General features: G+C 60.0%; 10 protein-coding genes and 1 pseudogene. 3 read left to right on the top strand and 8 right to left on the bottom strand.

The annotated features are described in order from the left end of the window. The 3 genes and pseudogenes from RWL87_RS08740 to RWL87_RS08750 all read right to left on the bottom strand — a co-directional run. Positions 1 to 376, bottom strand: a pseudogene (locus RWL87_RS08740) (peptidase); the annotation flags it as partial. Between the two features lie 536 nt (positions 377 to 912). Further along, on the bottom strand, positions 913 to 1,713 hold the full coding sequence (locus RWL87_RS08745) for an SDR family oxidoreductase (protein WP_303962118.1): 801 nt from the start codon (positions 1,711 to 1,713) through the stop codon (positions 913 to 915). 138 nt (positions 1,714 to 1,851) lie between these two features. Further along, on the bottom strand, positions 1,852 to 2,166 hold the full coding sequence (locus RWL87_RS08750) for a penicillin-binding protein (RefSeq protein WP_296546439.1): 315 nt from the start codon (positions 2,164 to 2,166) through the stop codon (positions 1,852 to 1,854). Positions 2,167 to 2,702: 536 nt separating this feature from the next. Between RWL87_RS08750 and valS the strand changes: the two genes are divergently transcribed. The 3 genes from valS (at position 2,703) to RWL87_RS08765 (ending at position 8,239) form a co-directional block, all read left to right on the top strand. Further along, positions 2,703 to 5,435, top strand: coding sequence for a valine--tRNA ligase (gene valS / locus RWL87_RS08755; protein WP_313969622.1), 2,733 nt, complete (start codon positions 2,703 to 2,705; stop codon positions 5,433 to 5,435). 559 nt (positions 5,436 to 5,994) lie between these two features. Continuing rightward, positions 5,995 to 6,396, top strand: a complete 402-nt coding sequence (locus tag RWL87_RS08760; RefSeq protein ID WP_313969623.1) for a hypothetical protein — start codon at positions 5,995 to 5,997, stop codon at positions 6,394 to 6,396. Positions 6,397 to 6,688: 292 nt separating this feature from the next. Further along, a complete protein-coding gene (locus RWL87_RS08765; protein ID WP_313969624.1) occupies positions 6,689 to 8,239 on the top strand; it encodes an LssY C-terminal domain-containing protein in 1,551 nt (516 codons plus the stop codon). 116 nt (positions 8,240 to 8,355) lie between these two features. Here RWL87_RS08765 and RWL87_RS08770 read toward each other — a convergent pair whose 3' ends face one another. From RWL87_RS08770 to tig, 5 genes are all read right to left on the bottom strand, one after another. Further along, positions 8,356 to 8,997: a DsbA family protein gene (locus tag RWL87_RS08770; protein ID WP_313969625.1), complete on the bottom strand. Its 642-nt coding sequence runs from the start codon at positions 8,995 to 8,997 to the stop codon at positions 8,356 to 8,358. Between the two features lie 173 nt (positions 8,998 to 9,170). Further along, entirely contained in the window at positions 9,171 to 10,538 is a 1,368-nt protein-coding gene (gene clpX, locus RWL87_RS08775) for an ATP-dependent Clp protease ATP-binding subunit ClpX (RefSeq protein ID WP_313969626.1), read from the bottom strand. 358 nt (positions 10,539 to 10,896) lie between these two features. Beyond that, on the bottom strand, positions 10,897 to 11,586 hold the full coding sequence (locus tag RWL87_RS08780; RefSeq protein ID WP_399534499.1) for an ATP-dependent Clp protease proteolytic subunit: 690 nt from the start codon (positions 11,584 to 11,586) through the stop codon (positions 10,897 to 10,899). Between the two features lie 5 nt (positions 11,587 to 11,591). Then, a complete protein-coding gene (locus RWL87_RS08785) occupies positions 11,592 to 12,245 on the bottom strand; it encodes an ATP-dependent Clp protease proteolytic subunit (protein ID WP_005505718.1) in 654 nt (217 codons plus the stop codon). A gap of 341 nt (positions 12,246 to 12,586) precedes the next feature. Next, positions 12,587 to 13,888: a trigger factor gene (gene tig, locus RWL87_RS08790; RefSeq protein WP_313969628.1), complete on the bottom strand. Its 1,302-nt coding sequence runs from the start codon at positions 13,886 to 13,888 to the stop codon at positions 12,587 to 12,589. Between the last annotated feature and the right edge of the window lie 160 nt (positions 13,889 to 14,048).

Consider the following 14,048-nt stretch of genomic DNA (forward strand, 5'->3'; position numbering starts at 1 on the left):
TTGCCTCAGCCTTCGGTGCCTCACTCTTAGGTGCTTCAGCCTTGGGAGCCTCGGTTGCCTCAGCCTTCGGTGCTTCCGCCTTAGGAGCTTCAGTTGCCTCAGCCTTCGGTGCCTCACTCTTAGGTGCTTCAGCCTTGGGAGCCTCGGTAGCCTCAGCCTTGGGTGCCTCGGTCTTGGGAGCTTCAGCCTTGGGGGTCTCGGTTGCGTTGCCGCCAGGCAGGGAAGAAGTCTGAGCGGTTGCCTTCTGGTCGACAACCTGCTGCTGCTGATCAGCGGGTGCTTCTGCCGCGAAAGTTGCCGGGATTGCTGCCACGGAACCGGCAGTAAAGGCTGCCGCTGCTGCGATCTTGTAAACGCGACGGGTAGTCTTCGACATTTTTCCTCGATCTCTGATTATCGGTGTTGAACCTACCGTGGTGCGCCCCCGTCTTTGAAGGTGCAGTAGGCCCATACATGGGTGTGACTGCTAAAAGGCTAGCATTTGCCCCTGGATGTTTAACCCGCTTACCGCCACCTTTGCATAACTGTAATGAAATCGTTATAAAACCACTCCTTAAGTTGAGGTTTAATGCAGACCAATTCGGGGATTTTGCGCCCATCTACTGACACGCGAGGACATATAACCCTATCTTTTGATTGCATTTGAAGAAAATATAGGGTGTTCCATAGGTAATTTTGGCTCACCATTTTCATCTTGGTGAACCTTAAAGTCTCACGTACCACTTTATATTTCCCTCAAGTTCCCCTTTATGCCTCTCCCTCTGCCTCTCAACACCCCACGGGCACCTTCATGTATGCCCTCTATATACGTTCTAAGAACGCAGAAAAAGCCCCGCCCGCATCCAACACACGAGGATGCAGGCGGGGCTACCAAAATCTCACTGAGGCCCGAACGCACGGCGCACCGTGAGCTTAGCTCTCCTTACGAATCACCTTGAACTGGCTCGGCTGAGCCACCGGGCGAATCGTAATGCGGTCCAGGTTCACGTGGTGCGGAACGTTCAACGCAAAGGTCACCGTCTGCGCCACATCCTCAGCAGTCAGCGGCTTTTCAACGCCCGCGTAGACGCGCTCGGCTGCTTCCTTCGAGCCCAGGCGATTCAGAGAGAACTCCTCGGTGTGCACCATGCCCGGGCAAATCTCAATCACGCGAATGTTGTTCTCTGCCTCTTCCAGGCGGAGCGCCTCGGTCAGGCCGCGAGCGCCGAACTTCGCCGCATTGTATCCGGCACCGCCCTCGTAGCCGTGCTCGGCAGCGGTGGAGGTCAGGTTCAGAATCGTGCCGTGGCCGTTCTGTCGCAGTGCCTCCGCGAAAGCGCGCACCATGTGCAGAATGCCAAGCACATTCATCTGATACATCTTCAGATAGTCATCAGGCTTACCCTCTGCAACCTTGTCCACACCGATAGCGCCGCCAGCAATATTGACCAGGGCATCAATGGTTCCCTGCTCTTCCAGAATCTGCTCGGCCACGAACTGCACGGACTGCTCGTCGGTCACATCGCAGGTCACCGGGTGAGCACCGGTCTCCGCGTAGAGGGTGTAGAGGCGGTCGGTGCGACGCGCCAGAGCGTAGACGGTCCAGCCGCTCGCCACGAGCTGCTGTACGGTGGCTCGGCCAATACCGCTGGATGCGCCGGTCACCACGGCAACTTTGCCGTCTCCGGTATGGGGCAGGAAAGGAGATGCAGGAATGTGGGTGTTCTCAGTCATACTTTAATCCTAGTAGAGTGATGCCCGCGGGTGCTCTGTTCGAGCAGACTCGCGGGCATATATTTTGAAATTTTCGATAGTGAGACAGTGCCGGCAACGCCGCCGTTCGGGGTGAACAGTACAGGCGCTATCACCCTGCTACTTGCGGCGGCGCGGCAGACCCCAGCGGCTCCTGCCGCCGTCACGGAATCCGAGGCGATGCTCAAAATACACGGGCGAGCTACTACCGGTCTTAATCGTGTCCGGAGGGACCGTACCCTCACGCGCAGACAGCAGATAAAGAACCGCAGCGCCGGGCATGAACACAATCAGGGGCAGTACGAAACGCATGCGTGCCTCACCGTAACCGCTACGCACCGTCAAATGCCAGACGCACAACGCCACCAGCACCAGGTGCAGTATCAGCAGAACAGTTTCAGGCGTACCCAAACCAAAAATACTTAGAGAACTCATTGGCCGCTCCTCAAAGGTCGTGTACTTTCAGTCTACGCCGCACCCGCGCCCCTGAGAAGGATTCGTGAGCTGTTGATAGGCAAGATTTTCGCGCCTACACTGCAGGTAACCGAGGCAGGATATGAGGGGTCATCTCCCCCATTGCCTTTCCGCCGAGTTTTCCGCTGAATCGCCGATTACTCCTCGTATAGGGAATCTCCACATGACAGCAACACCGCACCAGCGCATCGCCGCGCTACACGAGCAGCGCCGAGCGCTCCAGCAACGGGCGCGCACTATCCGTGCCACCACCGAAACCCCCTACAGTTCCGAAGTTCACCTACTGCTCGGGCAGAGCTACCTCGACCCCGCCAGCTGGCAGGAACTCGCCCACGCCACCGGGGTCCGTGCAGCGGCACGCAGGGCACAATTTGTGCGCAGGTACCGGCCCCTCCTGGCGCGACTCGAAGCCGCCATCGAGCAGTACGAACAGCGCAGCACAGCACAGAATTCCCCTGGAGCTGAGAGAACGCCGTGAATATGAGAAAATAGCCGTTATGGCTGAAAACATTTTGGGCTCAGACTCGCCCGTACAGATTAACGTTCCCGACCGCCCCGCCCTCGAAGGCCTCGAAGAGAAGCTCTCGCAGCGCTGGGCCGACGAGAAGACCTACGCATTCGACGAGAACACCACTCGCGAACAGGTCTACTCCATCGACACCCCGCCGCCGACCGCATCCGGCTCCCTGCACGTGGGTCACATGTTCTCCTACACCCAGACCGACGTCATTGCACGCTACCAGCGCATGACCGGCAAGAACGTGTTCTACCCCCTCGGCTGGGATGACAACGGCCTGCCCACCGAACGCCGCGTTCAGAACTACTACGGCGTTCTCTGCGACCCCTCCGTGGCAGACAACGAATCCTTCCGCGACCTGATCACCTGGAAGGCAGACGGCACCCCCAAGCCCGACCGCAGCCAGGCAAAGTGGCCGCGTATCTCCCGCAACAACTTCATTGAACTCTGTGAAGAACTCGCGGTTGAAGACGAGAAGGTCTTCGAAAACCTCTTCACCACCCTGGGTCTGTCCGTTGACTGGTCGCGCACCTACCGCACCATCGACGCGCACTCCCGCAAGGTCTCCCAGCTCGCCTTCCTGAAGGACCTGGAAGCAGGCAACGCCTACATGGCAGAAGCACCGACCATGTGGGACGTCACCTTCCGCACCGCAGTGGCACAGGCTGAGCTGGAAGATAAGGAACGCCCCGGCGCGTACCACCGCATCAGCTTCCACCGCCCCAACGGCGAGAAGGTCTGGATTGAGACCACCCGCCCCGAGCTGCTGCCCTCCTGTGTGGCTCTCGTGGCGCACCCGGACGACGAGCGTTACAAGCCGCTGTTCGGCACCACCGTCACCTCCCCGCTGTTCGGCGTTGAGGTCGAGATCAAGGCGCACCCGCTGGCACAGCCCGACAAGGGTGCCGGTATCGCCATGATTTGTACCTTCGGTGACACCACCGACGTCACTTGGTGGCGTGAACTGCAGCTGGACACCCGCGCCCTCATCGGTCGCGACGGCCGCTTCTCCCGCGAAACCCCCGAGTGGATTACCTCCACTGAGGGCCGCGAGCGCTACGAGCGTATGGCGGGCACCACCGTCTTCACCGCACAGAAGACCGTCGTGGAAATGCTGGTTGAGGCCGGCGAAATGGACGGCGACCCCAAGCCGATTACCCACCCCGTGAAGTTCTACGAGAAGGGTGACAAGCCCCTCGAAATCGTGGCTTCCCGCCAGTGGTACATCCGCAACGGTGGCCGTGACGCTGCACGCCGCGAGAAGCTCATCGAGCGCGGCCGCGAAATCAACTGGTACCCCTCCTTCATGCGTAGCCGCTACGAGAACTGGGTTGAGGGCCTGAACGGCGACTGGCTGATTTCTCGCCAGCGTTTCTTCGGCGTTCCCTTCCCCGTCTGGTACCCGCTGGACGCTGAGGGCGAGCCGGACTACGAGAACCCGATTCTGCCCACTGAGGACATGCTGCCGGTTGACCCCGCATCTCAGGCTGCACCCGGTTACACCGAGGATCAGCGCGGCGTAGCGGGCGGCTTCATCGCCGACCCGGACGTTCTGGACACCTGGGCTACCTCCTCCCTGACCCCGCAGATTGCGACCGGTTGGGGCGTGGACCCGGAGCTGCACGCGAAGACCTTCCCCATGGATCTGCGTCCGCAGGGTCACGACATTATCCGTACTTGGCTGTTCTCCACCGCTGTTCGCGCGGAGACCCTGGCGTCCTCCGTACCGTGGTACAACACCGCGCTCTCCGGCTGGATTCTCGACCCGGACCGCAAGAAGATGTCCAAGTCCAAGGGCAACGTTGTGGTCCCCAACGAGGTTCTGGAGAAGTACGGTTCGGACGCCGTGCGCTACTGGGCTGCTTCCGCTCGCCTGGGTGCTGACACCGCCTACGACGAAGGCCAGATGAAGATTGGCCGCCGCCTTGCTATCAAGCTGCTGAACGCATCCAAGTTCGTGCTGAACCTGGGCGCTACCGAGAAGTCCGTGATTACTTCTCAGGCTCAGGGCCGCGTGCTCATCAACGCCCTGGACCGCTCCCTGCTGGCTCGCCTGGCGTACCTGATTGAAGAGGCAACCGCAGCATTCGAGAAGTACGAGTACGCTCGTGCTCTGCAGATTTGCGAGAGCTTCTTCTGGTCCTTCACCGACGACTTCGTCGAGCTGATTAAGGACCGCGCGTACGGTGCTCGCGGTGAAGAGGAACAGGCTTCCGTTCTTGCCGCGCTGGCAACCACCTTGGATGCTCTGCTGCGTCTGTTCGCTCCCTTCCTGCCGTTCGTGACCGAAGAGATTTGGTCCTGGTGGCGTGCAGGTAGCGTGCACCGCGCCGAGTGGCCGCAGGCACTGCCCATCCTGGAAGGCACCCTGCTGGCTGAGTACTCTGCACAGAACCCGACTGCTGGCATTTCTGCTCAGTGGGTCCTGGCAGACGCTAACCCGGCTCAGATTGAGTCGCTGAAGCAGATCCTGCCGGATGTTGCTGAGGCTCTGGGCGGTCTGCGTAAGGCTAAGAGCGACGCGAAGGTTAAGCAGCGCACCGAGGTTGAGTCCGCAACTATTGCGGCTCCTCAGGCTCAGCTGGATCGCATTGCCGCTGGCTTGGCTGACCTGAAGGCTGCCGGTAACGCTCGTGAGCTGTCCCTGGTGGCAGCTGAGGGCGAGCTGGAGGTTCGCGACGTTGTACTCGTTGTGGAAGAAGCAGCTGAGTAATCGAATCTAACGTTCATCGCTTAGTGACATAACACCGAGTTGGTGTTGAGGACGGGGCGGTACCGATTAACGGTACCGCCCCGTTTTCTGTGTCTGCGGTTCGTTGGTTTCTGCGGGCAAGACCCCCAGAGAGCATGATGCTCGGCTGCACACGGTGCTTTGTAGGGTGCTTTTACGACTCTGACTAGAGGCTTTACATATTCAGCAGCCGTGGGTGCCCGTACCCATCCCTAGCACCTTCACAACCCCCCTCCCCCAATAATGTGGGTTTTAGTCTGCTGTTCTGTAGGGATTATGTGGGATTTCCAACCCCTTTTTCTATTCATCAATGTGCAAAGAGCATAATCAACCTTATGAGATTGACTGTCACTTTATGTATGATTGTTGATGTGAGGGTTTTACCATCAGGAACAACCCTCTATCCAACTTCAGCAACGAACAAATCACCGGTACGAGCAAAGACATACCCCGACCAACCGCACGACAGAAACCACCCGTCAGGCGCAGCGATGCGCCCTGACACTGACCCGCGCCAAAGTAGGCGCACCCCCGTAGCATCATGAATTCATACTCATCCTCTTCCGGATTACCGAACGAACCCCAGGCGAGGCAGAGCTCAACCCCGAGCTCACCGCCAGGAGCGCAAGCAAACATTTCCCCCGACCAGCTTCAGCACTACCGTGCGAGCCTGAACGAATACATCAGCCAGGCATGTGAGCACGCCCAAGCACTGCGTGCCAGCTACACCAACGAAGTGTACGAACTCTGGCATCACCACATCTCAACCAGCGCCGCCGCCGATGAGGCGAGCATCGCCTCCGGTTCGTTGACCGCCCAGCAGCTTGAGGATCTGACCCGCAAGTGGGTGCGCCTCATGCGTGAAAGCCGCGATATGCTGCACCACGAAAGCTCTATTGCTGCGGCACGCGCCGCGGTTGAGGCTAAGCCCCTCCCCGAGTAGGAATTCCCGCTGCTGGGAATCCCCGCACAGTACATCCCTGTGCTCCCCTTCCCTGCACTGGGAAGATACGAATAGGGTTAGCACTCCCCCTGTTTCTTCTGCTGTTCATTTCTCCCGTTATTCAACGCATTTTCAGCACACGCTCCGCGCGTTGAAACAGCCCGTGATTCCGCGGCGGGGCTATCGAGCCAAGCGATTAAGCCCTGCCCGGAATACGCATTTCTCACGCCCTGCCCCTTGCTATAGTTATGTGATATTCAAAGACCCTAACTATGTTGCAGAAAGGGCGGGAATGTCCCACCAAAAACGCGTTCTACGGCCCATACGTAGCGATGTCGCTCCCCCAGTCACCTCGCCACCGGTCTACCGTGGCGATATTGACACGCGCGGTGAGGCGCAAGACCTCGTGCCGCGTAGCTTCTGGGTTGATTTCTGGGACACTCTCTTCTTTATCTTCGCCGGCGTCGCGGCACTCGTACTGACCTTCATGATTCTGGCGAATACGGTCGGCCACTCTTTTTGGGGTGTGCCCATCGCCTTTATCTTCTGGGCGGTCACCGCCTACCTGACGCTACCGCGTTTTCACGCCATTATGACCCGCATCTACGTGCCCGACTACTTCATTGGGCGCACCCGCACCCCGGACGGTCTGCTCGGCGACCCGGTCAATATCGGTCTGATTGGTACCGAGGAGCAGATTCACCAGGTCATGCAGGATGCGGGCTGGACCCGCGCGGACGACGTCACGCTCGTCTCCTCATGGAAGATTATTCTCTCCACCATCACCCGCCGTTCCTACGCGGAGGCGCCCGTCTCCCCGCTGAAAATTTTCGGCAAGACGCAGGCTTTCGCCTACCAGAAGGAAGTGGACGGCAACCCCGAGAAACGCCACCACGTGCGCTTCTGGAAAACTCCGGACGGCTGGCTTCTGCCTGGCGGTCACCAGGTGGATTGGTTGGCGGCAGGCACCTACGACTCCGGTGTGGGTTTCAGCTTCTTCACCCTGCAGGTCACGCACCGCATCGATGCTGAAACCGACTTTGAGCGCGACTACATTGTGGAGTCCATTCAGTACGCCCACCCGGAAACCCGCGTTGAGATTCTGCACGATTTCTCCTCCGGCTACCACGCCCGCAACGGTGGCGGCGACGCGATCCGTACCGACGGTGCGCTGCCGGTGGTTATTCTCAACAATGAGGGTCTGGAACCGCAGGAGCAGGAAGAGATTCACCTCTCCAGCGCGCACGACCTGGCATACCGCATGCCGCTGAGCCTGCTGGTCGGTTCGGGCATGCTCATCGCCGTGACCCTCGCCGATATTGTCAACAGCGTCATTTTGGCGCTCAGCCGCCCGGCACTTCGCGCCAAGTTGCTGGAGGAAGGCTCCGGTAACGATCTTGAGTTGCTGAACCTCTTCGATCAGGTGGATAGCTCCGTGCTGCTGACCATTACCGGTACGGTGCTGGTTGGTTTTGTGGCGATTTATTCGGCGGTGCATCTGTTCCTGCTGTGGAGCACCCTGCGCGGCTCGTCAAAGGCCCGCCGTCTGGCTCTGCTGTTGACGGCGCTGAACTTCGCGGCGATTACCGGCGGCGTGCTGTGGGGGCACCAGTCCCTGCCGCTGTCCACGATTTTCTTCCAGCTGGGTGTTGCGGTGTTCGCGATGCTGGCGTTCACCTCGGACGCGGCAGTTCAGTACACGGCAACCCGCACCTTCCACATGCGCGACACGAAGATTGTGCAGCGTGCAACGCACCCGAAGGTTCTCGAGCACAGGGCACAGCGCAAGGCGAAGAAGGCGCAGAAGTCACGCGAGGCGGCTACCGCGAGCCACCGCCGATAGCCAATAGCTCTGCATAGCTTGGGAAACAAAGTACCGCCCGGTCGTTCAATGACCGGGCGGTACTTTTATGCTCTGCAGCCGAAAACCTTACTGAGCCTCAGTAGGCTGCGGGAGTCTTAGGCTTCGCCGTCCTCACCGTGGAAGATCGGGCCCACGGTGCGGGGGCGCTTCAGCTCAAAGAAGCCGGGGTAGGAAGCCAGCGCCAGGGCGCCGTCGAAGAGCTTACCCGCCTCTTCACCGGCGGGGCTCGGGGAAATGACCGGGCCGAAGAAAGCGGTGCCGTTAATGGAAATCAGCGGAACACCCACATCGGTGCCGCCCACGGTCTCCAGGGCGAGGTCCAGGGATGCGCGCATCTGCTCATCGTACTGGTCGGTGAAAGCAACATCCACCAGCTCTGCGGGCAGATTGACCTCAGCCAGCGCCTTGACGATCGCGTCGCGGTAGGAATCAGCCTTGTTGCTGTTGTGGTGAATCTGCTCGCCCAGAGCGTCGTAGAGGGGCTTGATAACCTCGTTACCGTGCAGCTCACGCACGGCGGTGATAAGGCGGGTCGGCGCCCAGGACTGGTCCATCATTGCCTGGTAGTCGGCGGGCAGCTCGCGGCCCTGGTTGTGCATGGACAGGGAGAAGGGGCGCCAGGTCACCTCAACGTTGCGGACCTTCTGCACCTCACCAATCCAGCGGGAGGTAATCCAGCACCAGGGGCAAATCGGGTCGAACCAGAAATCGACCTGTGCGGGTGCGTTCTCAGCCATGAGTGTTCCTCTCTCATACGGTTGCGCCAGCCGCTTCTATGAGCTGGCGCTTATTCTTCGGTACACGCCCTTCAGCACATGCCAGCGAGCGGTACCTGCTAGTGAGCCGTCACCCCGTATAACCGGGGCGACGGCTTCTTTATTCCCTAGCCTGTTCGGCTGGAAGTATGCGGTTATGCCGCCTGACGGTCAGCTTTCGCGGCCTTCAGGGAGGCGGTCTTCGCCTCGCCCTTTGCGGTACGAGTGGTCTCGGCTTCGGGGTCGGGCGCCTGCAGTACGTAGCGGGGCTCGGCACCGTTGAGCACGGTGTCCTCACCAATCACGATGGACACCACGTCGGTGCGGTCCGGAATCTCAAACATGACAGGCTGCAGAATCTGCTCCATCATGGAGCGCAGGCCGCGGGCGCCGGTACCGCGCTCGGCGGCAAGGCGCGCAATGGCGGCGATTGCCGCGTCGTCGATGATTAGCTCCACACCGTCCAGGGCGAAGAGGTGACGGTACTGCTTGAGCAGCGCGTTCTTCGGTTCGGTCAGCACGCGAGCCAGCTCTTCTTCGTTGAGCTCGCTCAGGGTCGAGATGACCGGCAGGCGGCCGATTAGCTCGGGAATGATGCCGTAGTGCGCCAGGTCCTCGGGCATAATCTGGTCCAGCGGGTTCTTTACGGAACCGCCCAGCTCGGCGCCAAAACCGATACCGCCGGCACCCACGCGAGCTGCGATGCGGTCGTCAATATTGTCGAAGGCACCAGCTACGATGAAGAGAATGTTCGAGGTATCAATCTCAATGTTCGCGTGCGCCGGGTGCTTGCGACCACCCTCCGGGGGTACGGTTGCTACGGTGCCCTCAATAATCTTCAGCAGCGCCTGCTGCACGCCCTCACCGGACACATCGCGGGTGATGGAGAGGTTCTCGCCACCCTTACGGGCAATCTTGTCGATCTCGTCAATGTAGATGATGCCGCGCTGAGCCTTGGCAATATCGCCGTCAGCGGCGTTGATGAGGCGCAGCAGAATGTTCTCCACATCGTCACCCACGTAACCCGCCTCGGTGAGGGTGGTTGCGTCGACCAGTGCGAAGGGCACATCCAGCTTCTTCGCCAGGGTTGCCGCTAGGTAGGTTTTACCGCAGCCGGTCGGGCCGAGCATCAGAATATTCGACTTACCCAGCTCCACCTGCTCCCCCGCGGTCGCCGAAAGAATGCGGGAGGTCAACACCGGGTTATCAATATCGTGGATGCGCTTGTAATGGTTGTACACCGCCACCGCCAGGGTGCGCTTCGCCGCGTCCTGACCAATCACATAGTCGTTGAGGTAGCTGTAAATTTCGCGCGGAGTAGCCAGCTGAGGCGCCGCCGCGGGTGCTTTCACCTTCAGACGCTCTTCAGCGAGGATCTCTTCGCACAGCTCCACGCACTCATCACAGATGGAAACATTCGGGCCAAGCACAATCTTAAAAACCTGCGCGCGCGTCTTTTTGCAGAAGGAGCAGCGCATGCTGGCGTTGGGCTGTTCGGGAGGCACAATAATGTCTGTGGCCACGAAGATCCCCTTTCAATCGGCGTGGTGAAATCGGTGCAGAAGGGGCAATGACCTGATGTCTGCGGTGATTTCTCAGGAGGGGCACCGGTGGGTGGTGGGCGCCCTAGCTTGAGTGAGAAAACGGTATAAGATACTCGTATTTTCTCCTTCTCTAAGGCTACCGGAGTTCACCCCGGAACCAAGAATTACGCGCCCCAAATGGACGGACTTACCGGGCATATGACAAAGCGCGTCTTTTATGACGGCGGCGGGCACAAAAAGGAGCGGCACCGCACCGCGCACCAGCCCGAAGGCTCGCACACGGAGCGATGCCGCCCCTCCCCCGAAAAACGCTCGGGGTATTCCTCAAAACTAAAGTTTAGGTGTGGGAAATAGCGGTGTTGGTCGCAGGCTTACGCAGCTTACGAGACTCCAGCACCTTGTCGACCAGGCCGTACTCCAGGGCAGCAGTCGCAGTCAGAATGTTGTCACGCTCGATGGAGCGGTCAACTTCCTCGTAGGTCTTGCCCGAGTGCAGTGCCAGGGTCTGTGCAGTCCACTCACGCATACGCATAACCTCGTTCGCGTGAATCTCAATGTCAGAAGCCTGACCACCCTGCTGGCCGCTCAGAGCGGGCTGGTGAATCAGCACGCGAGCGTTCGGCAGTGCCAGACGCTTGCCGGGGGTACCGGCAGCCAGCAGAACTGCCGCAGCGGAAGCCGCCTGACCCAGGCACACGGTCTGGATCTCGGGGCGGATGAACTGCATGGTGTCGTAGATAGCGGTCATTGCGGTGAAGGAGCCGCCGGGCGAGTTGATGTACAGGGTGATGTCACGCTCGGGGTCCTGCGCCTCCAGAACCAGCAGCTGAGCCATGATGTCGTCAGCGGATGCGTCGTCCACCTGGGTGCCCAGGAAGATGATGCGGTCCTCAAACAACTTTGCGTACGGGTCCTGACGCTTGTAACCGTAGGGGGTGCGCTCCTCGAAGCTGGGGAGCACGTAGCGGTTGCTCGGCATAGCCGGCGCCGAGGTGGTGATATCGTTCGGCAGGTAGTTCATGTGCATCTCCCTTATGCGTTCTTCGATTCGGGCAGCTTACCGGCGGTGGTCGCAATGTGGTCGAAGAAGCCGTACTCCAGGCCTTCTTCCGCGTTGAACCAGTTGTCGCGGTCGTTATCCTTCAGGATGGTCTCGAGGCTCTTGCCGGTGCGCTCAGCGGTGATTTCTGCCAGGCGCTTCTTCATGTCCAGAATCAGCTCAGCCTGGGTGCGAATGTCAGACGCGGTACCGCCGATACCACCGAGGGGCTGGTGCATCAGGATGCGGGCGTTCGGGGTTGCGTAACGCTTGCCGATGGTGCCTGCGGTGAGCAGGAACTGACCCATGGATGCTGCCATACCGGTCACCACGGTCACCACGTCATTCGGGATGAGCTGCATGGTGTCGTAGATCGCCATGCCAGCGGTCACGGAGCCGCCGGGAGAGTTGATGTACAGGTAGATGTCTGCCTCGGGGTCTTCAGCCGAGAGCAGCAGCATCTGGGAGCAGATGAGGTTAGCGTTGGAGTCGCGCACCTCGGAGCCGAGCCAGATAATGCGCTCCTTCAGGAGGCTGTTGTAGACGTAATCTTCCTGGGCACCAACGATGGGGGTTGCCATAGACGGCGCGGGCGCCACGCCGGCAGCCTGGGAGGCGCCGATGGGCAGAGGCATGTAGCTGGACATTCTTCCTCTTCTTCTCTAATGGGTCTTCGCTGCATCTTTGCGCGATTTACGCGCCGGAGCGCACGCGAAAAGTTTCGTTGCTACTACCTTACCGATAAGTTGCCCTCCCCCGCTTCCCTTCGCGTTGTTCGTTCGCCAGGGGGTGAAGCAGAGCGCTCAGCATGTGCGGTACTGACGAGCCTGCATACGCATTCGGGAGCAAATCGGGGGTGATTCTGGGGATTAAAAGAGCCTCAGCGGGCACCCAACCGGTAAGTCGGTGGATGCCCGCTGAGGCTACACGTTTCAAGCAATCAGCTCACCCTATTAGCGGGGCGGCTTCTTGCAGACCGTGGCGGGATTTAGGCAGCTGCCTCTTCACCCTCGCCCAGGTACTTGGACAGGTCAACAACGTTGCCCTTGGTGTCCTTGACCACTGCGGTCTTCAGCACTGCTGCCAGAGCCTTGGAGCGGCGAACCTCGCCGACCAGTGCGCCAGCCTGGCCGGAGCCGTCCAGCATCTGTGCGAACTGGTTGGGGTCCATGCCGTACTGGGAGCTCATGGTGATGATGTAGTTGATCATCTCAGCCTGGTCAACGGTCACTTCTTCCTTGTCCGCAACAGCGTCGAGAACCATCTCGTTCTTGAATGCGGTCTCGGTGTTGGCGCGAACCTCGGCGCGGTGCTCCTCGGTGTCGTGGCCAGCTTCAGCGTTGGGGTTGTTGAAGTGCTGCTCGAGCTGATCCTCGATAACCTTCTCGGGGACGGGAACCTCAACCAGCTCAACGAGCTTTGCGAGGACCTTATCGCGTGCCTGGGTGCCCTGCTCGGCAACCTTAGCCTCTGCAACCTGCTTCTTGATGTCTTCCTTCAGTTCTTCGATGGTGTCGAACTCGGAAGCCAGCTGTGCGAACTCGTCGTCAGCCTCGGGCAGCTCGCGCTCCTTGACTGCGGAGAGCTTGACCTTGATGACTGCCTGCTCGCCTGCGTGCTCGCCACCGGAGAGCTTGGTCTCGAAGGTTGCGTCCTCGCCAGCGGACAGGCCGGTCAGAGCCTCGTCGATGCCGTCGAGCATGGTGCCGGAACCGATCTGGTAGGACAGGTCGTTAGCTGCGTCCACCTGCTCGCCGTCGATCTCTGCGGCGATGTCGATGGTCACGAAGTCCTTGTCAGCTGCGGGGCGCTCAACGGTCTTCAGGGTGCCGAAGCGCTCACGCAGAGCGTCCAGTGCCTGAACCTCGTCCTCAGCGGTGACCTCTACCTCGTCAACCTCAACCTCGAGGCCCTCGTAGTTGGGCAGCTCGATTTCGGGGCGGACGGTGACGGTGATGGTCAGCTTGACGTCTGCCTCACGGTTCTCGGTGGAGGGCTGGGACTGAACGTCCAGCTCGGGCTGTGCCAGGGGGGAGAGTTCGTTCTCGCCCAGTGCCTGTGCGTAGTAGTCGTTCAGAGCGTCGTTCAGGGATGCCTCGACGATGTAGTCGAAGCCCGCACGCTGCTCGATGAGCTGCTTGGGCAGCTTACCCTTGCGGAAGCCGGGAACGCTGATCTGGCCTGCAAGGTTCTTGTAGGTGCGGTCCAGGTAGGGCTTGAATTCTGCGAAGGGAACCTCGACCTCAATCTTTGCGAGGGTCGGGTTGAGCTTCTCGACGGCGGTCTTCACGTCCGTGATCTCCTCATATAGTTTCGGCGCGGCACGAATCGTATGTGCCGCTGTTGCTTAGTGGAAAGAGCGCCACGACTCTGTAGCGTCGCGGCAACCGTTTCACGTCGGGGCGACAGGATTCGAACCTGCGATCTCCTGCTCCCAAAGCAGGCGCGTT

Origin of the sequence: uncultured Rothia sp., assembly GCF_963555405.1 — a bacterium.
Lineage (GTDB): Bacteria > Actinomycetota > Actinomycetes > Actinomycetales > Micrococcaceae > Rothia.